General features: G+C 73.1%; 23 protein-coding genes and 1 riboswitch. Of the genes, 12 read left to right on the forward strand and 11 right to left on the reverse strand.

Annotated elements, in window-relative coordinates; translation table 11 throughout:
- Positions 1-73: 73 nt before the first annotated feature.
- The 4 genes from Sspor_RS31465 to Sspor_RS31480 form a co-directional block, all read right to left on the reverse strand.
- Complete coding sequence (locus Sspor_RS31465; RefSeq protein WP_202202115.1) at positions 74-1,657, reverse strand: cobyric acid synthase; 1,584 nt, start codon at positions 1,655-1,657, stop codon at positions 74-76.
- On the reverse strand, positions 1,654-2,610 hold the full coding sequence (locus Sspor_RS31470) for a cobalamin biosynthesis protein (RefSeq protein WP_202202116.1): 957 nt from the start codon (positions 2,608-2,610) through the stop codon (positions 1,654-1,656). The genes Sspor_RS31465 and Sspor_RS31470 overlap by 4 nt, the downstream gene beginning before the upstream one ends.
- A 58-nt stretch (positions 2,611-2,668) precedes the next feature.
- Positions 2,669-2,754, reverse strand: a riboswitch (cobalamin riboswitch).
- A gap of 170 nt (positions 2,755-2,924) precedes the next feature.
- Positions 2,925-3,146 (reverse strand): hypothetical protein, encoded by a 222-nt coding sequence (locus tag Sspor_RS31475; protein WP_202202117.1) that lies wholly within the window; start codon positions 3,144-3,146, stop codon positions 2,925-2,927.
- Between the two features lie 32 nt (positions 3,147-3,178).
- Positions 3,179-4,474, reverse strand: a complete 1,296-nt coding sequence (locus Sspor_RS31480; RefSeq protein ID WP_202202118.1) for an inorganic phosphate transporter — start codon at positions 4,472-4,474, stop codon at positions 3,179-3,181.
- Positions 4,475-4,816: 342 nt separating this feature from the next.
- Between Sspor_RS31480 and Sspor_RS31485 the strand changes: the two genes are divergently transcribed.
- Both Sspor_RS31485 and Sspor_RS31490 read left to right on the forward strand, forming a co-directional pair.
- Positions 4,817-5,947, forward strand: a complete 1,131-nt coding sequence (locus Sspor_RS31485; protein WP_202202119.1) for an alpha/beta hydrolase family protein — start codon at positions 4,817-4,819, stop codon at positions 5,945-5,947.
- Between the two features lie 176 nt (positions 5,948-6,123).
- Positions 6,124-7,548, forward strand: coding sequence for a hypothetical protein (locus Sspor_RS31490; RefSeq protein ID WP_372499615.1), 1,425 nt, complete (start codon positions 6,124-6,126; stop codon positions 7,546-7,548).
- 57 nt (positions 7,549-7,605) lie between these two features.
- Here Sspor_RS31490 and Sspor_RS31495 read toward each other — a convergent pair whose 3' ends face one another.
- Positions 7,606-8,001 carry a VOC family protein gene (locus Sspor_RS31495; RefSeq protein ID WP_202202120.1) on the reverse strand — a complete coding sequence of 132 codons (396 nt, stop codon included), beginning with the start codon at positions 7,999-8,001 and terminating at the stop codon, positions 7,606-7,608.
- Between the two features lie 63 nt (positions 8,002-8,064).
- Positions 8,065-8,958, reverse strand: coding sequence for a KPN_02809 family neutral zinc metallopeptidase (gene ypfJ, locus Sspor_RS31500; RefSeq protein WP_202202121.1), 894 nt, complete (start codon positions 8,956-8,958; stop codon positions 8,065-8,067).
- A 289-nt stretch (positions 8,959-9,247) separates the two neighbouring features.
- Here ypfJ and Sspor_RS31505 point away from each other — a divergent pair, with 289 nt between their 5' ends.
- The 8 genes from Sspor_RS31505 (at position 9,248) to amaP (ending at position 14,616) form a co-directional block, all read left to right on the forward strand.
- Positions 9,248-10,846: an ABC-F family ATP-binding cassette domain-containing protein gene (locus Sspor_RS31505; RefSeq protein WP_150256874.1), complete on the forward strand. Its 1,599-nt coding sequence runs from the start codon at positions 9,248-9,250 to the stop codon at positions 10,844-10,846.
- A gap of 364 nt (positions 10,847-11,210) precedes the next feature.
- Complete coding sequence (locus Sspor_RS31510; RefSeq protein WP_030010789.1) at positions 11,211-11,432, forward strand: helix-turn-helix domain-containing protein; 222 nt, start codon at positions 11,211-11,213, stop codon at positions 11,430-11,432.
- Between the two features lie 158 nt (positions 11,433-11,590).
- On the forward strand, positions 11,591-12,370 hold the full coding sequence (locus tag Sspor_RS31515) for an enoyl-CoA hydratase/isomerase family protein (protein ID WP_202202122.1): 780 nt from the start codon (positions 11,591-11,593) through the stop codon (positions 12,368-12,370).
- A gap of 127 nt (positions 12,371-12,497) precedes the next feature.
- Entirely contained in the window at positions 12,498-12,929 is a 432-nt protein-coding gene (locus Sspor_RS31520; protein ID WP_202202123.1) for an Asp23/Gls24 family envelope stress response protein, read from the forward strand.
- A gap of 15 nt (positions 12,930-12,944) precedes the next feature.
- Entirely contained in the window at positions 12,945-13,130 is a 186-nt protein-coding gene (locus tag Sspor_RS31525) for a hypothetical protein (protein WP_030762666.1), read from the forward strand.
- Positions 13,131-13,137: 7 nt separating this feature from the next.
- Complete coding sequence (locus tag Sspor_RS31530; RefSeq protein ID WP_202202124.1) at positions 13,138-13,503, forward strand: Asp23/Gls24 family envelope stress response protein; 366 nt, start codon at positions 13,138-13,140, stop codon at positions 13,501-13,503.
- Positions 13,500-14,054 (forward strand): DUF6286 domain-containing protein, encoded by a 555-nt coding sequence (locus Sspor_RS31535; RefSeq protein ID WP_202202125.1) that lies wholly within the window; start codon positions 13,500-13,502, stop codon positions 14,052-14,054. The genes Sspor_RS31530 and Sspor_RS31535 overlap by 4 nt, the downstream gene beginning before the upstream one ends.
- A gap of 4 nt (positions 14,055-14,058) precedes the next feature.
- Complete coding sequence (gene amaP / locus Sspor_RS31540; protein ID WP_202202126.1) at positions 14,059-14,616, forward strand: alkaline shock response membrane anchor protein AmaP; 558 nt, start codon at positions 14,059-14,061, stop codon at positions 14,614-14,616.
- A gap of 43 nt (positions 14,617-14,659) precedes the next feature.
- Here amaP and Sspor_RS31545 read toward each other — a convergent pair whose 3' ends face one another.
- The 5 genes from Sspor_RS31545 to Sspor_RS31565 form a co-directional block, all read right to left on the reverse strand.
- A complete protein-coding gene (locus tag Sspor_RS31545) occupies positions 14,660-15,415 on the reverse strand; it encodes an SDR family oxidoreductase (protein ID WP_202202127.1) in 756 nt (251 codons plus the stop codon).
- 9 nt (positions 15,416-15,424) lie between these two features.
- Positions 15,425-16,216, reverse strand: coding sequence for an SURF1 family cytochrome oxidase biogenesis protein (locus Sspor_RS31550; RefSeq protein ID WP_202202128.1), 792 nt, complete (start codon positions 16,214-16,216; stop codon positions 15,425-15,427).
- A gap of 169 nt (positions 16,217-16,385) precedes the next feature.
- On the reverse strand, positions 16,386-16,619 hold the full coding sequence (locus Sspor_RS31555) for a metallothionein (protein WP_030009585.1): 234 nt from the start codon (positions 16,617-16,619) through the stop codon (positions 16,386-16,388).
- A 92-nt stretch (positions 16,620-16,711) separates the two neighbouring features.
- On the reverse strand, positions 16,712-17,689 hold the full coding sequence (locus Sspor_RS31560) for a DEDDh family exonuclease (RefSeq protein WP_202202129.1): 978 nt from the start codon (positions 17,687-17,689) through the stop codon (positions 16,712-16,714).
- 74 nt (positions 17,690-17,763) lie between these two features.
- On the reverse strand, positions 17,764-18,399 hold the full coding sequence (locus Sspor_RS31565; protein ID WP_202202130.1) for a TetR/AcrR family transcriptional regulator: 636 nt from the start codon (positions 18,397-18,399) through the stop codon (positions 17,764-17,766).
- A 125-nt stretch (positions 18,400-18,524) separates the two neighbouring features.
- On the opposite strand from Sspor_RS31565, the gene Sspor_RS31570 reads away from it, so the two are divergent.
- Together Sspor_RS31570 and Sspor_RS31575 are read left to right on the forward strand one after the other, a co-directional pair.
- Positions 18,525-19,334, forward strand: coding sequence for an acetoacetate decarboxylase family protein (locus Sspor_RS31570; protein ID WP_202202131.1), 810 nt, complete (start codon positions 18,525-18,527; stop codon positions 19,332-19,334).
- Between the two features lies 1 nt (position 19,335).
- On the forward strand, positions 19,336-20,220 hold the full coding sequence (locus Sspor_RS31575; RefSeq protein ID WP_202202132.1) for an SDR family NAD(P)-dependent oxidoreductase: 885 nt from the start codon (positions 19,336-19,338) through the stop codon (positions 20,218-20,220).
- Positions 20,221-20,223 lie beyond the last annotated feature (3 nt).

Below are 20,223 nucleotides of genomic sequence, written 5' to 3' on the forward strand. Positions count from 1 at the left end.
CGCCTCGATCGCCGGCGGGGCTTGTTCGGGAAGGGGCGGGGCGGGGGAGCGCCCCGCGGGGCCCGGCCGGCCGTCACGGGGCGCCCGGGGGGAGGAAGGGGAGGTCCGCCGGGGCGCCGGTCTCGATCAGCTTCAGCAGCGCGTCCGTGTCCGCGTGCTGCTCGATCAGGTCGCCCAGCAGGTCCAGCTGTTCCTCCCGCAGCACGCCGAACGACGTGTCCGGCGCCGGGACGAAGCGCCGCCCGGCAGCCGCAGCCACCTCCCGCAGGAACGCCCGGCGGAAGCCGTCCGACTCCAGCGAGCCGTGCCAGTGCGTGCCCCAGACCGAGCCCACCCGGCACCCGTCCAGGAACGGCTCCCCGCCCAGGACCTCGGCCACCCCGTGGTGGATCTCGTACCCGTCCACCGGCTCGCCGAGCGCCGTCCCGGACGGCCGGGCCAGGGTCTTCTCCCGCTCGAAGCGGACGCGCACCGGCAGCAGTCCGAGGCCGTCGACCTCGCCCGCCTTCGATTCGACCTCGTCCGAGATCCGCTCGCCCAGCACCTGGAACCCGCCGCAGATGCCCAGCACCGGCCGCCCCTCGGCGGCCCGCCGCGCCAGCGCGTCCGCGAGCCCGCGTTCCCGCAGCCACTCCAGGGCCTTCACCGTGCCCCGGGTGCCGGGTACGACGACCAGGTCCGCGTCGGCCAGTTCCTCGGCCCGGTCCACGAACCGCACCACGACCCCCGGCTCCGCCGCGAGCGCGTCGACGTCCGTGAAGTTGGACATCAGCGGCACCGCGCACACCGCGACCCGCAGCACGTCCTCGCCCACCGGCGGCGCGACCACGGACTCCCGTACGGCGCCCCGCAGGGAGACCCGCAGGCCGTCCTCCTCGTCGATGCCCAGGCCGTGCTGGAACGGCAGCACCCCGTACGTGGCCCGGCCCGTCAGGCCGCGCAGCATCTCCATGCCCGGCTCCAGCAGCGACACGTCGCCGCGGAACTTGTTGACCATGTATCCCGCGATCAGGGACTGGTCCTCGGGGGAGAGCAGCGCCGTCGTCCCGAAGAAGGACGCGAAGACCCCGCCGCGGTCGATGTCCCCGACCACGACCACCGGGAACCGCGCGGCCCGCGCGATGCCCATGTTCACGATGTCGGTCCGGCGCAGGTTGATCTCGGCCGGACTGCCCGCCCCCTCGCAGATCACGGCGTCATACGTGCCCCGCAGCTGCTCCAGGCAGTCCGTGACGACGCCGAGCAACTGCTCCTGCCGCCCTCCGCGCAGCGCCTTTCCGGGGGACACCGCGCCTGATTGCGGCTGCGCCGCGGGCCCGGACGCCCCGAAGAACCCGCGCGCACTCATCTCGCCCACCGGCTTGCCCAGCAGCACCACCTGGCTGCTCCGGTCGCTGCCCGGCTTGAGCAGCACCGGGTTCATCAGCGCGGTCGGCTCCACGCGGGCCGCCTGGGCCTGCATGGCCTGGGCGCGCCCGATCTCGGCCCCCTCCAGCGTCACGAAGGAGTTCAGCGACATGTTCTGCGCCTTGAAGGGCGCCACCTTCACGCCCTGCCGGGCCAGCCAGCGGCAGATGCCCGCGGTGACCACGCTCTTGCCCGCGTCCGACGTCGTTCCGGCGACCAGCAGTCCGCCGCCGCGCTTCGCGCCGCTCATGCGCGTCCCCCTCGTACTCGTGCCACCAGAGTCCGTGCCGCCACGCAGGCGCCCAGCGTCAGCCAGGTCACCTGCCGCGACAGCCGTACCGCCCGCTCGATGTCCGCGACCCGCACCGGCCGCCCCGCCCCGCCGTTCAGTACGGCGCGGTGCTCGATCCGGCCTCCGTACGCGAGGGTTCCGCCCAGTCTGACGCCCAGCGCCCCGGCGAAGGAGGCCTCGACGGGCCCGGCGTTCGGGCTCGGGTGCGCGGCGGCGTCGGCGCGCCAGGCCCGTACGGCGCCCCGGCGGTCGGGGCCGGCCAGTACGGCGGCGGCCGCCGTCAGCCGGGCTCCCGGCCAGCCGGCCAGGTCGTCGAGCCGGGCGGAGGCCCAGCCGTAGCGCAGGTAGCGGGGGGACCGGTGGCCGACCATCGCGTCCAGGGTGTTCACGGCGCGGAAGGCCAGGAGTCCGGGGACTCCGGCGACGGCGCCCCACACCAGGGCCCCGACCACCGCGTCGGAGGTGTTCTCGGCGACCGACTCCACGACGGCGCGGGCCATCTGCTGCCCGTCCAGGGCCTGCGGGTCGCGTCCGCACAGGTGGGGCAGCCGCTCCCGGGCCACCTCGATGTCCCCGGCGGCGAGCGCGCCGCCGATGGCGCGGGCCTCCCGGCCCAGCGAGGTGCCGCCCACGACGGCCCAGGTGGCGGCGGCGGTCAGGGCGATACGGGCGGCGGCGGGCCGGGAGCGCACGGCGCGGGCGCCCAGCGCTCCGACGGCGGCCGCGCCCCCGGCGCACACCAGGGTGTGCAGCAGGCCCCGGGCGCGGTCGTCGCGCCACAGGGAGCGTTCGACGGCGGCGGCGGCCCGTCCGAAGGCGGCCACGGGGTGCCCTCGGCGCGGATCCCCGAGGATCCGGTCGCCGATCAGGCCCGCCGTGGCGCCGTACGCGAAGACGCGATCGGCACGCATGGTGGCAGGTATGTCCTCACTCAGGGTCCGCGCCCTGGTTCGACGTGTCCGGCGGCGAGAGTTCCTGGCTCCCGGGACGCACGCGCGGCGTGCGCTCCCCGGTGACAGTGGCGGGACCGCGCCGGATTCGCACCGGACTTCCTCTCCATGCCGCCGTATTGGCTCGGGCAGTCCACCACGCACCTCGAAGGCCCGTCAACTCGCCGTTGACCTGCGATGCGGTGGGGACGGAGGGCGCGGGAGGGGACGCGAAAGCTCCCCCCGGGACGAACCCGGAGGGAGCCTTCACACCCGACCCGCCCTGCGGCGGCGGATCAGGAGACGATCAGGTAGATCCCGTACGCCACGGCCGACGCGACGAGCGCGAAGCAGAGGTACGCGCCGGTGCGGGCCAGGGTGGCGGTGCCGCCCTGCTCGGTGGCCGCCTCGTGCTTGGACAGGCCCACCAGGCCCAGGGTGAACAGGGCCACGAGGGCGACGGTGGCGGAGAGGCTGACCCCGAAGACGGAGCCGAGTGCTTCCCAGTCGATCTTCATACTGCCGATTCCTCTGTGTTTCTCTGGCGCGGTCAGACCGCGGCGGCCGGGGCCGCCTCGGTCTGGGTCGCCTCGGTCTGGGTCACGGCCGGGATGGTGGCCTTGAGGTCCTCGTCCGTGACCGCGGCGGTCGTACCGGCGGACGGTCCGGCCGCGGCGACGGTCGGCGGGACGGTGACGGCGGCGATCGCCGTGGTGACGACACCCGGCTCCTCCGCGGCGGCCGGCTCCACGTCGTTGACGTTGTGGTGGTCGACGACCTGACGGCGGGAGATGACCCAGATGGCGAAGCAGGCGCCGACCAGGAAGACCGCGACGGCGGCGATGCCGATGTCACCGGTACGCATGACCAGCTCGGCGCCGGCCGAGACCAGCGCGGCGGCCGGCAGGGTCAGGCCCCAGGCGATGAACATGCGGGTGGCGGTGGACCAGCGGACCACGCCGCCCTTGCGGCCCAGGCCCGAACCCATGACGGCGCCGGAGCACGCGTGGGTGGTGGAGAGCGAGAAGCCGAGGTTCGAGGAGGCGAGGATGACGGACGCGGCCGAGGTCTGGGCGGCGAAGCCCTGCTGCGGCTGCAGGTCGGTCAGGCCGCTGCCCATGGTGCGGATGATGCGCCAGCCGCCCAGGTAGGTGCCCATGGCGATGGCCATACCGGCGGAGACGATGACCCAGACCGGCGGGTTCGCGTCGGGCGCGATCGCGCCGCCGGCGATGAGGGCCAGGGTGATGATGCCCATCGTCTTCTGCGCGTCGTTGGTGCCGTGCGCGAGGGAGACGAGACCGGCCGAGGCGATCTGACCGGCGCGGTAGCCCTTCGCGGAGGTCTTCTCGCCGACCTTGTCACCCAGCTTGTACGTGACCTTGGCGGCCAGGTACGCGGCGATGCCGGCCACGAGCGGGGCGGCGATCGCGGGGATGAGGACCTTGGTGACGACGACGCTGCCGTTGACCGCGCCGATGCCGGCGGAGGCGACGGCGGCGCCGATCAGGCCGCCCATCAGGGCGTGCGAGGAGCTGGAGGGGAGACCGACCAGCCAGGTGACGAGGTTCCAGAGGATCGCGCCGACCAGGGCGGCGAAGATCACCTCTGGCTGGATGCCCTCTTCGTTGACGAGCCCCTTGGAGATCGTCTTGGCGACCTCCACGGACATGAACGCGCCGACCAGGTTGAGCACGGCGGACATGGCCACCGCCGTCTTGGGCTTGAGGGCGCCGGTCGAGATGGTGGTAGCCATCGCGTTGGCTGTGTCGTGGAAACCGTTCGTGAAGTCGAACACGAGAGCGGTAATGATCACGATCCCGAGGAGAAGCGTTATGTGCTCCATTTACCCAGGCTTCTGTTTGACGTCAGTGGCTCGGCGACCGTAGGCAACCTGGGTGAACGGAAGATGAACTGACCTGGGCGGAGCGGTGTACTGGCGCGGGGTGTGATCGCGCCATTCGTCCTGATTCTGGCGTAGATATCGCTATTAATGCACGTCAAAGCCGGGTGAATGAACCCCTCCGCAGGGGGTCGGCCGTCCACACGACCCCGCCTCCGGGGCGCCGAAAGAGACCCAGATCACTCGACGGCGACCCGATCCGCGGCGGCGGCCGAAGGATCGGAACCGGCGACGGAGGGATCGGCTCCGGTGGCCCGCCCGAGGCACCGACCCGACACTGGAGCAGTGCGTACCGCGACAGCGACGGCTGCGGCCGTCACCACGACGCTCCTGGGTGCCGGCGCGGCCGCCGTCGCCATCGGCCGACACGCCGCCGACGCGGCCCTGCGGCCCGAACCCGGACGCCCGCTCCCCGGCGGACCACGGCTCAGCGTCCACTCCGCCACCGAGGGCCGCATCACACTGACCCGCTCGCTCGCCTCCCTGCGCCCCGGCACCTACGGCCTGGTCGCACCCGGTGTGCACGCCGTCGTCGGGCCCGTCCTCGCGGACGCCGACCCCGGCCCGGACGCCGTCGTACGGCGGCTCGTCTCCGTCACCCACGGCGTCCTCGACCCCGGCACCCGGGTCTCCCTCACCCCCCAGGTGTACGTCGGCAACCCGCGCACCGCCCTCGGGCTCGACCACGCCGACGTGGACATCCCCGGAGAGCTCGGCGCCCTGCCCGCCTGGTTCGTGCCCGCCGCCCGGGACACCTGGGTGATCGCCGTGCACGGGCTCGGCGGCAGCCGCGAGCACCCGATGGTGGTCATGCCCTTCCTGCACCGCCACCAGCTGCCCGTACTGGACCTCGGCTACCGCGGCGACCTCGGCGCCCCCGCACCCCCGGACGGCCTCGGCCACCTCGGTGAATCGGAATGGCGCGACCTGGACGCCGCCATCCGCTACGCCCTGCGCTACGGAGCCCGCCGCGTGGTCCTCTACGGCTGGTCCACCGGCGCCACCATGGCCCTGCACGCCTTCGAACGCTCGCCGCTCGCCCACCGGATCTCCGGACTGGTCCTCGACTCCCCGGTGCTCGACTGGCACGCCACCCTGCGCGGGCTCGCCGCGGCGCGCGGTGTCCCCGGCGTGGTGCTGCCGCTGGCGGTCCGGGCCGCCGAGGGCCTCACGGGCCTGCGCGCCGACCGCCGGCCGGCGGGCGCCGACCCCGGCGCGCTGCGCGTCCCCGTACTGATCCTCCACGGGCCGGACGACGCGCTCGCCCCCTGGGGGCCCTCGCGCAGACTCGCCGCCGCCCGCCCCGACCTCGTCACGCTGCACACCGTGAGCCGGGCCGGGCACGGCGCGATGTGGAACGCCGACCCGGCCGGATACGAGGAGGCCCTGCGCCGCTTCCTCACCCCCCTCATGTGAAGGACCACCAACGAAGGGGCACCGTACGAAGGGCCGCCGTGTGCGGGGCAGCCATGTGAAGGCCCTGTGACGGACAGGGCCCCACGGGCGGCTTGTCCCGGTCTGCACTGCGGGTGACCGGCGACAACGACCGGTTCCGTTTGGGCTTTCGGCCAGTGACGGGCGAGACTGCTTCCGTGACGTCCCGAAAGCCTGATGAGCAGTTGGCTCGCGACTCCAGACTCCGACTCGTCTCGCCGCGTTCCGTCGCCGCGGCCCGCAAGGCGGTGACCGACCGGCGCACCCGGCCCGCGCCCAGGCCCCCGGCGGGTACACCCGCCACGGCAGACCTCGCGAACCGGGCCCGGGCCTCGCTCGCCGACGCGGTACGCCTGACCCGCTGGGCCGAGCGCAATCTGGGCGCCGGGGGTGGTGGCCGGCCCGCCCCGACGGGCGCCCTGCCCGCCGCCGACGTCGAACGCGCCGCCACGGAACTCGGCCTGACGCACGGCCAGATCCAGGTCGGCTGGGACCGCGCCCGGCTCGCCGGACTGGTCGAGGTGCACGGCGGCCACGCCCGGCCCGGCTGGCGGCTGCGTGCCTGGGACCGCGACGACACCGCCGTGCTGCGCGGCTGGGTCGCCCTCTTCGACGCCTGGTCGCTGGTCCATCCCGCACCCGCCGACATCGCCGCCTCGGCCGTCGCCGAGGTCGTCGAGGCGATGCCCCAGCTCCTGTCGCTGCTCCAGCTGTCCGCCGGCCCGGTGACCGTCCCGGACCTGCTCGACCTGCTCGGGCAGCGCGTCACCGAACTGCGCGACGAGCGGTGCGAGATCCCCTACGAGGCCGAGCCCACGGCGGCGCTCACCTCCGCCGCCGGTTCCGCGGAGGCCCGCCCCGTCCCGCTCGCCCGGCTGCTGCGCTGGGCCCTCGGCGGCCTCGCCGCCGTGGACGCCGTCACCCTCGGCCCCGCCCGGGCCACGCTCACCCCGCTGGGCAGCTGGGCCGTCTGGGTCAAGCTGGAGCAGATCTGCGTCGCGGCGCAGAGCCCCGCCGGGAACATCGAGCAGTCCGCCGCCGCCATGCTGCGCGGCTGCGCGCGGCTCACCCCCGGCCCGGCCCGCGCCGAGTACCAGGCCTGGCTCGCCGCCCGGCCCGTCGGCCACGCGGTGGCCGAGCTGCTGCAGGCCGCCCGCGGTGAGGACGCCCTGCTGCGCGGCCTCGCCTTCGAGGCGCTGCGCGTGGTCGGCGCCCCCGCCGAGCCCGAGGTGCGTGCCACCGTGCGCGAGCCCGGCCTGCGCCCCTACGCCCTGCTCTGGCTCGCCGAGCACGACGGGATCGACCCCGACGAGGCGCAGGACGTCCTCACCGCCGAGGAGTCGACCTGGCTCTGGGTGGACACCGCGGCCGCCATCGCCGACCACGGCGAGGCCGAGCTGCTGGCCCGCCACCTGGACTCGGCCGTGCGGACCACCGTCCCCCGGCTGCTGGACGAGGTCCGTGCCGTCGGACATCCGCGCACGGTGCAGGTGCTGGTCGCACTGGCCGCGGCCCACCCCGACCCGACGCTGGCCAAGGCGGTCCGCCGGGCTGCCTTCCAGGTCCACACCGGCGGCGAGTGACTCCGTAGGGGACACGTACAAGTACGCGCACGAGCACGGGGGCGGGCGCGCCGCGGGTCAGACCTGCGGCGCGTACGTCCCGAAGCTCCAGACGTTGCCCTCGGCGTCGCGGGCCATGTAGTCGCGGGAGCCGTAGTCCTGGTCGGTGGGCTCCATCACGATCTCCGCGCCGTGCTCGACCGCCCGCCGGTGATGGGCGTCCACGTCCTCGACCACGACATAGACCCCCGAGGGGCCGGCGCCCTCCATGGCCTTGTCGAAGACCCCTCCCCTTCCCGAACTGCCCAGCATCACCATGCCGTTGCCGTACGCCAGCTCGGCGTGCATCACCGAGCCGTCCTCGCCCTCGTAGACGGCGACCTGGCTGAAGCCGAAGGCCTCGGTCAGCAGCCTGATGGCCGCCTTCGCGTCGCGGTAGACCAGGGTGGGACAGATGGACGGAACGCCTGCCATGACGATCACTCCCTCTCGTGACGGTGACCCGCGTCACACCAGCATGGCAGGCGTCACCGACCGTCAGCGGAAGGTGTTGCACTGGGCCATGTCGCCGGTCCGGTAGCCCTGGTAGAACCACTGCCGGCGCTGCTCGGCCGAGCCGTGGGTCCAGGACTCCGGGGACACCCGGCCCTGGAACTTCTCCTGGATCCGGTCGTCACCGACCGCGGCCGCCGCGTCGAGGCCGTCCCTGATGTCGTCCTCGGTCAGGGTCTTGATCAGGGGCCGCCCGATGGACGCGTCCGTGACGTTCGTCGCGTTGTGCGCCCACACCCCGGCGTAGCAGTCGGCCTGCAGCTCGACCTTGACCGCGTTGCTGTTGGGGCCCTGCCGCCCGTCCTGGGCCCGCTGGAGGGTCCCGGTCAGGTTCTGGATGTGGTGCCCGTACTCGTGGGCGACGACGTAGGCCTGGGCGAAGGGGCCGCCGATCGCGCCGTACTTCGTCCGCAGGTCCTCGAAGAAACCCAGGTCCAGATAGACCTTCCGGTCCGCGGGGCAGTAGAAGGGGCCCACCGCCGAGCCGGCGGTCCCGCACGCGGTGTTCACCCGGTTCTCGAAGAAGACGGTCGTCGCCGGGCTGTACTGGCCGCCGCGCCGGGCGAACTCCTGCCGCCAGAAGGCCTGGGTGCTCCGGGTGACCGCCAGCAGCCGGCAGTCCTCCCGCGTGTTCGCGTCGTGCCCCGACTTGCAGGCCTCTTTCACCTGGTTGAAGGACGAGGAGGCCGGCACCGGCTCCCCTTCCTCCGTGGACAGCCCCAGCTGCTCCGGCCCCACCCCGAACAGCAGCCCCATGATCAGCGCGATGAGACCGACGATGCCGCCGCCGACGGTGGCCTTGCCGCCCGGGATGCGGCTGCCGCCGCGCCTGTCCTCGACCTCGGAGCTGTCGAGTCTGGCGTCGTCGTCGAACTGCATCCCGCACCGCCCTCCATACGTGGAACAGGTGCGGCCGCGTCTCCGCCCATGCGGCGAGTATCAACCCAATCATCCCGGTACGCGCCTCGGTCGCCCGGGGAGCCGCTGGGCCGGACGGGGGACACGGGGGAGCCCGTCCCGAGGGGCGGGCGGCCCGGCCCGCGCCCGGAAACCAGTTGCACACCCCCGGTAGAATGTCTCCCATGGCAAATCTCCTCGCGGATTAGCGGCGTCGAAGCTTCGCGTCCTGCCCCCCTTCCGCCGTCCCGACCCGCCCTGGAGTATTTCCGTGATCACCGCCACCGGCATCGAGCTGCGCGCCGGCGCCCGCGTCCTTATCGAGTCCGCCTCCTTCCGTGTCGCCAAGGGCGACCGCATCGGCCTGGTCGGCCGCAACGGAGCCGGCAAGACCACCCTCACCAAGTGCCTCGCCGGTGAGGGCCAGCCCGCCGCCGGCTCCATCGCCCGCTCGGGTGAGGTCGGCTACCTCCCGCAGGACCCGCGCACCGGCGACCTCGACGTGCTGGCCCGCGACCGGATCCTGTCGGCCCGCGGCCTCGACGTGCTGATCAAGAAGATGCGCGCCAACGAGGAGCGCATCGCCACCGGCACCGGCGGCACCCGCGACAAGGCGATGAAGCAGTACGAGCGCCAGGAGACGGAGTTCCTGACCAAGGGCGGGTACGCCGCCGAGGCGGAGGCGGCGACCATCTCGGCCGCCCTGGGCCTGCCCGACCGGGTGCTCGGCCAGCCGCTGCACACCCTCTCCGGTGGCCAGCGCCGCCGCGTGGAGCTGGCCCGGATCCTCTTCTCGGACGCCGACACCCTGCTCCTCGACGAGCCCACCAACCACCTCGACGCCGACTCCATCGTCTGGCTGCGCGACTACCTGAAGAACTACCGCGGTGGCTTCATCGTCATCTCCCACGACGTCGACCTGGTCGAGACCGTCGTCAACAAGGTCTTCTACCTGGACGCCAACCGCTCCCAGATCGACGTCTACAACATGGGCTGGAAGCTCTACCAGCAGCAGCGCGAGGCCGACGAGAAGCGCCGCAAGCGCGAGCGCCAGAACGCCGAGAAGAAGGCCGCGGCCCTGAACTCGCAGGCCGACAAGATGCGCGCCAAGGCCACCAAGACCGTCGCCGCACAGAACATGGCCAAGCGCGCCGACCGGCTGCTCGCCGGTCTGGAGGCCGTCCGCGTCAACGACAAGGTCGCCAAGCTCCGCTTCCCGGACCCGGCGCCGTGCGGCAAGACCCCGCTGACCGCCGAGGGCCTCTCGAAGTCGTACGGCTCGCTGGAGATCTTCACCGACGTCGACCTGGCCATCGACAAGGGCTCCCGCGTCGTCATCCTCGGCCTCAACGGTGCCGGCAAGACCACCCTGCTGCGCCTGCTCTCCGGCACCGAGAAGCCGGACACCGGCACGGTCGTCCCCGGGCACGGCCTCAAGCTCGGCTACTACGCCCAGGAGCACGAGACCCTGGACCCGGAGCGCACGGTCCTGGAGAACATGCGCTCCTCGGCGCCCGACCTGGACCTGGTCGCCGTGCGCAAGACGCTCGGCTCCTTCCTCTTCTCCGGGGACGACGTGGACAAGCCCGCCGGGGTGCTCTCCGGCGGTGAGAAGACCCGTCTCGCCCTGGCCACGCTGGTCGTCTCCTCGGCGAACGTGCTGCTCCTCGACGAGCCCACGAACAACCTCGACCCGGCCAGCCGCGAGGAGATCCTGGGCGCGCTGCGCACGTACAAGGGCGCGGTCATCCTCGTCACGCACGACGAGGGCGCGGTCGAGGCGCTGGAGCCGGAGCGGATCATCCTGCTCCCGGACGGCGTGGAGGACCTGTGGGGACCGGACTACCGGGACCTCGTCGCCCTCGCCTGATCGGGTTCCGGTTCCCGTTCCGCTTTTGATCCAGTTCCTTATGGATCATTCGGCTCACGGGTGATCCATCATCTGAGTGAGACGGTCTCGTACCGTTGCGCGTCGTACGACGGCCCCGGCCGCACCAGCGAAGGTGCGCGACCGGGGCCGTTCGTTTTCCGCTTCCGCGCCCCTGACCTGGAGATTCCTGGCGGGGGCAGCGGAGTGTGACGGAGGTCATGCAGCGGAAGAGGAGATTCCGTTCTGCTCGGGCGTCCACCGCTCGGGAAATGCCGTCCCACCGACCTTGCTGAATGGGTGGCCAGGAAGCGTGGGAGGGGTGATCATGAGAAGTCCAGAGCGCACTTCCCATGAGGAGGCACGGGTGGCCGAGACTCTGAAGAAGGGCAGCCGGGTAACCGGCGCCGCGCGCGACAAGCTCGCGGCAGACCTGAAGAAGAAGTACGACTCCGGTGCGAGTATCCGGGCACTGGCCGAAGAGACCGGCCGGTCCTACGGATTCGTCCATCGGATGCTCAGTGAGTCCGGGGTGTCGTTGCGTGGTCGCGGAGGCGCGACGCGCGGCAAGAAGGCGGCTACGGCCTGACCCCGGTCCCATCGGTTCCAACGCTCCAACGGATTCAGGTTCACCATGATCCGACGGTTCCTTCGGTGACCCCCGGTCGGCCTTCCGGTCGGCTGGGTGGTTACTGTGCAGTCACTTAGGCCGAGCTTGCGGCCGACTGCACACCGGAGGCATGAGAGATGGCTCTGCTCGACAAGGACGGCGTACGACTCACCGTCGACGACACGGTCGCCACGGTGACACTGACCAATCCGGCCAAGCGAAATGCCCAATCCCCCGCGCTCTGGCGGGCTTTGGCCGAGGCCGGGAGGTTGTTGCCGGGCACCGTTCGGGTCGTCGTGCTGCGCGGTGAGGGCAAGTCCTTCTCCGCAGGGCTCGACCGGCAGGCGTTCACCCCCGAAGGCTTCGAGGGCGAGCCGTCCTTCCTCGATCTGGCGCGCGGTTCGGACGAACTGCTCGACGCCACGATCGCCGAGTACCAGGAGGCATTCACCTGGTGGAGGCGTAACGACATCATCTCCGTCGCCGCCGTGCAGGGGCACGCGATCGGCGCCGGCTTCCAGCTCGCGCTCGCGTGCGACCTGCGCGTGGTCGCGGACGACGTGCAGTTCGCCATGCGTGAGACCAGCCTCGGCCTGGTTCCCGACCTGGCCGGTACCCAGCCCCTGACCTCCCTGGTCGGCTACGCCCGCGCGCTGGAGATCTGCGCGACGGGCCGCTTCGTGCACGCCGAGGAGGCGGAGCGCGTCGGCCTCGCCAACCTCGTCGTCCCCGCGGACGAGCTCGACGCCGCCGTCCAGGACCTCGCCACGGCCCTGATCGCGCCGCCGCGGGACGCCGTGATCGAGACGAAGACCCTGCTGCGCTCCGCCCAGGCCCGTCCCTACGACGACCAGCGCGCCGCCGAGCGCGCCGCGCAGGCCCGCCGCCTGCGGGACCTGGCCGGTCTCTCCGACTGAGGGCCGCAGCACCACCGGAGCCCCGGGCGAAGTCGGCCAGCCGACCGGCGTACTCCCGGGGCGCCGTCGCGTTCCGGCGCCTAACGTGGTGCGGAGTGAGTCCGCTCTCCACGCGAAGGGACACGCGATGACCGAATCCGCATCAGGGGGCTCCGGCAAGGAGCCCGGCGACCGGGGACGCACGAGCATCGCCGACGGGGTGGTCGAGAAGATCGCCGGACTGGCCGCCCGCGAGGTGGTCGGCGTGCACGCCATGGGCAGCGGCAGCGGGCTCTCCCGTACCTTCGGCGCCGTCCGCGACCGGGTGCCCGGCGGCCACAAGGCCGGCGTCAGCCGCGGCGTCAAGGCAGAGGTCGGCGAGACCCAGACCGCCCTCGACCTGGAGATCGTCGTGGACTACGGGGTCTCCATCCGCGCCGTCGCGCGGGCCGTCCGGGAGAACGTCATCTCGGCGGTCGAACGGATGACGGGCCTGGAGGTCGTCGAGGTCAACATCGCGGTGAGCGACGTCAAGCTGCCCGATGAGCCCGACGAGGAGCCGGAATCCCGTCTCCAGTAGCCGAGAGGAGCCCGCATGAGCATGGCGATCGCCGGAATGTTCGCCGGCATGGCCCTGGCGTTCGCCGGCTACTTCGGCGGTTTCGGAGCCTTCCTGCTGGTGGCCGCCCTCGGCGCCATCGGTTTCGTGGCCGGCCGGTTCCTCGACGGGGACCTGGAACCGGGTGACCTGTTCCGCCGCCGTGACGACCGGCGCGGGTGAGGCGCCGATGAGCAGTCCGCCGCGCTCCGCCCCGCCCCGGGTGGACGCCGCCGAGCGCGGCGCCACCCGTATCGCCGACCGGGTGGTCGCGAAGATCGCCGCCCAGGCCGCCCGGGAGGCGCTCGCCCCAGCCCCGGGCACGCCCCCGCACGCCACCGTCACCGTGCACCACGACATCGCCCGGGTCCGGGTCAGCCTGGAGCTGGAGTACCCCTCCGACCTGGCCGCCCAGTGCGCTGCCGTACGCCGCCGGGTCGCCCTGCGGATCGAGGAGTGCGCGTCGATGTCCGTACCCGAGGTCGACATCGACATCGAGCACCTGCACTCCACCCACACCCGGACCCCCTCCGGGCGGGACCGGCGGCTGCGGTGACGGCCCACGGCCCCGGCCGGGCCCGCCGGTTCCGCTCCGCCCGGCGGGTGCCCGCCGCGCTCACCGCGCTGGTCGTGCTCGGGGTGGCGGGCCTGTTCCTGTACGACCTGGCCGCCGTACGCGCCGGCCGCCCCGGGATGAGCTGGCGCCGCGACCTCGCCGACCGACTGGCGGCACACACCCCCGCGGACCTGGGGGTGCAGATGATCGCGGGGGCCCTGGTCCTGGCCGGGGCGGTGCTCCTGCTGCTGGCGCTGGCCCCCGGGCTGCGCCGGATCCTGCCGATGCGGACCCCGGACCCGCCGACGGGCGTCCGGGCCGGGCTCGGCCGCAAGGACGCCGCGCAGATCCTGCGGGACCGCGCCATGGAGGTGTCCGGGGTGCTGTCCGTCCGGGTCAAGGTGGGCCGGTCGCACGTCGGGGTACGGGCCACCTCGCACTTCCGCGAACTGGACGACGTACGGGCCGACCTGGACGAGGTGCTCGCCGTCGGCATCGAGGAACTGGGGCTCGCGCACCCGCCGCGGCCGCGTGTACGGGTCAGGAGGTGAACGGATGCTCGCAACGGTGAACCGGATCCTGCTGGCCGTGGCCGGAGCGGTCCTGATGGCGGCCGGGATCGTGCTGCTGACCGGTGCGTGGCCGCTGCACGGCCGCCACGCGCCGCTGCTGAGCGAGGCGACCAGGAACCGGTACTGGCACGCCGAGGGCTGGTGGTGGTGGGCGGTGCCCGCCGCGCTCGCGGTGGGCGTACTGCTGGCGCTGTGGTGGCTGCTGTCCCAGCTCAGGCGCCCGCGACTGCAGGCGGTGGTCGTGGACACCGGCGACGGGGAGTTCGCCACGCTGCGCGGGCGCGCGCTGGAGGAGGCGGTGGCCGCGGAGGCCGGCGCCCTCTACGGGGTCGCCGGCTGCCGGGTCGCCCTGCGCGGGCGGCGCGGCTCGCCGGCGCTGCGGGTCGCGCTGGAACTGGAACCCCACGCGGTCCCCGCCGACGCGCTGGCCGCCGTGGCCGGCCCGGTCCTGGCCCACGCCCGGACCTCGGCGGGCCTCCCGGAACTGCCCGCGGAGGCCCGCCTCAAGGTGACGTCCCACCGGGCCCGGCGCGTGACGTAGCCCGCCGGGACCGCGACCGGGGTCTCCGGCGGTGTCCGGCGGGTCAGAAGCCGTGCCGGGAGCCGCCGTCGACCGGGAGCATGACGCCCGTCAGGTACGACGCCGCCGGGGAGAGCAGGAAGGCCGCCGTACGGCCGAACTCCTCCGGGGCGCCGTACCGGCGCAGCGGGATACGGGACTCGTTCCCCGCCCGCGCGGCCTCGGCGTCACCGGACAGCGCGTCGAGCTCGCGCACCCGGTCGGTGTCGATACGGGCCGGAAGCAGGCCGACCACCCGGATCCCGCGCGGGCCGAGCTCCAGCGAGAGGGACTTCGCGAAGCCCGCGAGGCCCGGGCGCAGGCCGTTGGAGATGGTCAGGCCGGGGATCGGCTCATGGACCGAGCCCGACAGGACGAAGCCGATGACCCCGCCCTCGCCCAGCTCGGCGGCCGCCGCCCGGGCCAGGCGGACCGCGCCCAGGAAGACCGACTCGAACGCCGCCGACCACTGCGCGTCGGTGTTGTCCGCGGCGAAGCCCGGCGCCGGGCCGCCCACGCTGATGAGGATGCCGTCGAGGCGGCCGAAGCGCTCCAGCGCCGTGGCGACGAGCCGTGCGGCCGCCTCCGGGTCGGAGTTGTCGGCCGCCGCACCGGCCGCGTTCGGGCCGAGCCCGGCGGCGGCGTCGGCCGCCCGCTTCTCGTCCCGGCCCGTCAGGAGCACCTTCGCGCCGTCGGCGGTCAGTTCCCGGGCGGAGGCGAGGCCGAGGCCGCGCGTGGCGCCGGTGACGATGTAGACACGGTCTTTCAGTCCAAGATCCATGCCGACACGCTACGCCGTCGCCGGCTCCTGCCGGGAGGCTTCGGCCCGGGCGGCCTCTTCCTCACGCTCGCGCTTCTCCCGCCGTACGAGGACCACCCAGCCCACCGGAACCGCGGCGGCGAACAGCCACCACTGGACGGCGTACGCCATGTGGGGGCCGATCGAGTCGTGGTCGGGGTCGGCGATCGTCTCCGGACTGCCGTCCGCCGGCTTGGGAGCCGTCAGCTCCAGGTACCCGCCGAGCACCGTCCGGCCCAGGTACTCCGCCTGCTGCTCGCTGTTGATCAGCATCACCTGGCGGTCCGGCAGGCCCTTGCGGTCCTTGATGCCGCTGCCGCCGCTGGTCTCGTCGGCCTTCAGCCGGCCGGTGACCGTGACCTCGCCCGCGGGCGCGGCCGGCACCGGCGGGTAGGCGCGCGGGTCGTCGCCGCCCGGTACCCAGCCCCGGTTGACCAGGACCACCCGGCCGTCGGCGAGGACCAGCGGGGTCAGGACGTGGAAGCCGACCTTGTCGTCGTTGTCGGTGCGCATCCGGACGACGACCTCGTGCGCGGAGTCGTACGTGCCGGTCGCGGTGACCGCGCGCCAGAAGTCCGCGCGGGGGACCCGGTGTCCGGGGGAGGTGATCGCGGTCATGGGGACCGGCTCCGCCCGCAGGTTCGCCTCGATCAGCTGGTTCTGCGTGACCCGGTGCTCGTGGCGGTGGTACTGCCAGAACCCGAGCTTGATCATCGCGGGGATGAGGGCGAGGGCCATCAGGGTGAGGAACACCCACTGCCGGGTCAGCACAAAGCGGTACACGCCCACGACGGTACCCGCAGCGCGAAGGACCCCGGCGGCCGGGTGGCCGTCCGGGGTCATGGAGTCCGGGACGGGGTGTCGGAACGAGGCGTCGGGACGGGGTGTCGGAATGGGGTGTCGGGGCGGGGGCGTGGAGACGGGGTCGGGACGGGGCCGCGACGCGGGGGAGTCAGACGCGGTCGACGATGCCCACCTTCCCCTCCGCCCGCGCGCAGTGCGCCCCGCAGAACCACTGCCCCGCGACCTCCACGCCCTGGCCGATGATCGAGACCCGGCAGTGCTCGCAGACGGGCGCCATGCGGTGGATGGCGCAGGAGAAGCAATCGAAGACATGCACCGCACCCTGTGCGTGGACTTCGAAGGACATGCCGTAATCGTTTCCGCAGACCTCACAACGTGCCATGGGCCGAATGCTGCGCACGGGGAAGGAGCGGAACAAGATCCGGCGGGGTGAGTCGCCGCGCCTGCACCCGGCCGGCGCAACGGCCCCGCCGTTCAGGACTCGGCCGGGGCCACGTCCCGCAGCAGCTGGGTGAAGGCCGCCTCGTCGACGACCGGAGTGCCGAAGCTCTTCGCCTTGACCGTCTTGGAGGTCGCCGAGTCGGGGTCGTTGGTCACCAGGAGGCTGGTGAGCCGCGACACACTCGTCGCGATGTGCAGGCCCGCCTCGACCGCACGGTCCTCCAGCAGCTCCCGCTCCACCGAGGTGTCACCGGAGAAGGCGATCCGCATGCCCTGCTTCAGCGGCTTGCCGTCCTCGAACCGCCCCGGGTTCGGGTGCGGGCACGGCGGCCGCTTGCGCGAGGGCCGCCAGCTGCTGCCCCGGTAGGAGGCCTGGTACCCGACGCGCGGGGTGACGGGGGAGTCCGACCACTCCGTCAGCGGCCGGCATTCCAGCAGGGGGAGCCGTACACCGCCCTCCGCGGCCGCGTGCAGCGAGGGGCGGAACGCCTCCGCGAGCACCCGGGCGTCGTCGAGCGCGTGGTGGGCGCGCTGCTGGACCACGCCGAAGTGCGCGGCGAGCGACTCCAGCTTGTGGTTGGGCAGCGGCAGGTTCAGTTCCTTCGACAGGGCGATGGTGCACAGCCGCTGACGGACCGGCGCCGTCGCGGAGGCCCGCGCGTACTCCCGGGCGATCATCTGCCAGTCGAAGATGGCGTTGTGCGCGACCAGCACCCGGTCCGCGAGCCGGTCGGCGAACTCCGCGGCGATGTCCTCGAAGAGCGGGGCGTCGGAGAGCATCGCGCTCGTCAGCCCGTGGATCCACACCGGTCCCGGGTCCCGCCGCGGATTGACCAGCGTGTACCAGTGGTCCTCCACATTGCCCTGGGCGTCCAGCCGGTAGACGGCGGCGGAGACTATCCGGTCGTCGCGAGCGAGCCCGGTGGTCTCCACGTCGACGACCGCGTACCCCTGTGGGTACGCGGTCGGCCACGTCGTCTCTGCGGTCGTACGGTCGTCGAGCATGGTCACAGAGGATATCGGCCCCGACTGACACCCGTGGCCGCACCGGCGCTTCCCGGCCGTCGGCCCAGGGCGGCGACCGGCTATCGCGGCGGTGCCGCGCCCGGCGCGAGCAGGGTGTGCACCAGGGCCCGTACGGACAGCAGGAACAGCCGGTCCGGGTCCGCCGGGCGGGCCAGGGCGCGGGCGAGGGCCGGGTCGTGGGGGGCCGCGGCGGGGTCCCAGAGCTCGCTCTCGGCCGGGGACTGGGCGGGGGAGCGTTCGCGGCTGCGCTCGACGAGCAGGTACCCGACGACCTGGAACTGGACGGCGCGCACCGCGTCCGCCGCCCGGGCGCCGCGCAGCCCGGCGGCGTGCACCTCGTGGACGAGTGCCTGCTGGGCGGGGAGGAACATCCGCTCGGTGAGCCCGCGTTCGTGGACCATCGCGATCAGGTGCGGCCGCTCGCGCAGCTCGCGGCGCAGGATGCGGGCCACGGACAGGATCCGGTCGGCGGGGGCGCGGCCGCTGGGCCGGATGGCTCCCATCTCCTCCACGGTCCGCCGCACGAGGGCGTCGAGCAGTGATTCGCGGTTGCCGACGTGCCAGTAGATGGACGTCACGGCGGTGCCCAGCTCGGCGGCGAGCTTGCGCATGGTGAGCGCGGCCGGACCGTGCTGCATGACCAGGGCCGCGGCGGCGTCCAGCACCTCGTCGCGGGTGAGCGCGGTTCTGGCCACGGCGGCCCACCACCAATCTGTCGGATCGTCAATTCTGGTCCGTGCGCGGGTCTTTACCCTTCATCGGTGGCGGTGTAACTGTGTTACAGAACCGACTCCCCCCGAGCTGAGGGATGGTGCGAGACATGGCACGCGTACGGTACGGAGCACGGACCGGGGCCGAGATCGCGGCGTCGCGCGAGAAGAGTTCCGGACTCCCGGACATCTGGTCGACCGGTGTCGTGGCCGTCTGGGAGAGCGACCCCGACGTGGTCGCGGCGGTCCTGCCGCCGCCGCTCAAACCGGCCGACCGGCCCCTGGTGCGGGCCAACATCAGCAAGGTGGACCTGCCCGGCTACCCGCTCGGCGCCGGCTCGGTGGCCGTCGCCGCCCGGCACGGCGGGACCGAGGGCTGGTACCCGCTGGTCATGCCGATGACCCTCGAACGCGCCCTGACCGGCGGCCGCGAGGTCTTCGGCGAGCCGAAGAAGCTGGGCGAGGTCACCGTGGAGCGCGACGGGCTCGTCGTACGGGCCGCTCTCGCCCGGCACGGGATCGCCTTCGTCGAGGTGCGCGGGGCGGTGGACCGCGCGCTGCCGCTGCCCGAGCCCACCCGGAAGACCGACTTCTACTTCAAGTTCCTGCCCGCCGTCGACGGTTCGGGCTTCGACGTGGACCCGGTGCTCGTGCACTGCACGCGCAACGAGAAGGTCCGCAAGCTGGAGCACGTCACCGGCGACATCGTCCTGCGCGAGTCGATGTACGACCCGGTCGCCGACCTCCCCGTCCGCCGGATCGTGGAGATCACCATCGGCGAGAAGACCACCGACCAGAAGGGCCGGGTCGTGGAGCGGGTCAGCGCCCAGGCCCTGCTCCCGTACATCCACCAGCGCTACGACGACCCCCTGCAGATCTTCGACGCGGCCCCGGAGGGCTCGTCAGGGGGGAGGGGCTGACATGCGACTCGAACCCGGACAGGTGGCCGTGGTCACCGGAGCCGCCGGCGGCATCGGCCTCGCCATGGCCCGCCGCTTCGCCGCCGAAGGGCTGAAGGTGGTCCTCGCGGACGTCGAGGAGGGCGCCCTGCGCAAGGCCGCCGGTGAACTCGCCGCGGACGGCGCCCAGGTGCTCGCCAGGGTGGTCGACGTCAGCGACCGCGACTCGGTGATCGCGCTGGCCGACGCCGTCTACGAGGCCTTCGGCGCCGTGCACGTGCTCTGCAACAACGCGGGCGTCGGCTCCGGCGCCGAGGGCCGGATGTGGGAGCACGAGCCCAACGACTGGAAGTGGGCCTTCTCCGTCAACGTGTGGGGCGTCTTCCACGGCATCCAGGCCTTCGTCCCCCGCATGATCGCCGCCGGCGGGCCCGGCCACATCGTCAACACCTCCTCCGGCGACGGCGGCATCGCACCCCTGCCCACCGCCTCCGTGTACGCCGTCACCAAGGCGGCCGTCGTCACCATGACCGAGTCGCTCTACGCCCACCTCAAGGCGGAGGGCGCCGCCGTCGGCGCCTCCGTCCTCTTCCCCGGGCCGCACATGCTGCGCACCGGGCTGTGGGAGTCGCACCGCAACCGGCCCGAGCGGTACGCGAAGCAGCGGCCGCGCAAGGCCCCGTACCGCAGCCTCGACCAGTACGAGGCGGCGATGAGGCAGGCCGGACACGAGGTGCGCTTCACCCCGGTCGAGGAGGTCGCCGAGCACGTCGTCGACGGCATCCGCGCCGACCGCTTCTGGATGCTCCCGGCCGGCGAGCACAGCGACCGGCAGATCCGCGCCCGGTCGCAGTCGATGCTCGACCGGACCAATCCCGGCTACCTGGAAAGTTTCATCCTCGACTGAGGG

Source organism: Streptomyces spororaveus (assembly GCF_016755875.1).
In the GTDB taxonomy this organism is placed as follows: domain Bacteria; phylum Actinomycetota; class Actinomycetes; order Streptomycetales; family Streptomycetaceae; genus Streptomyces; species Streptomyces spororaveus.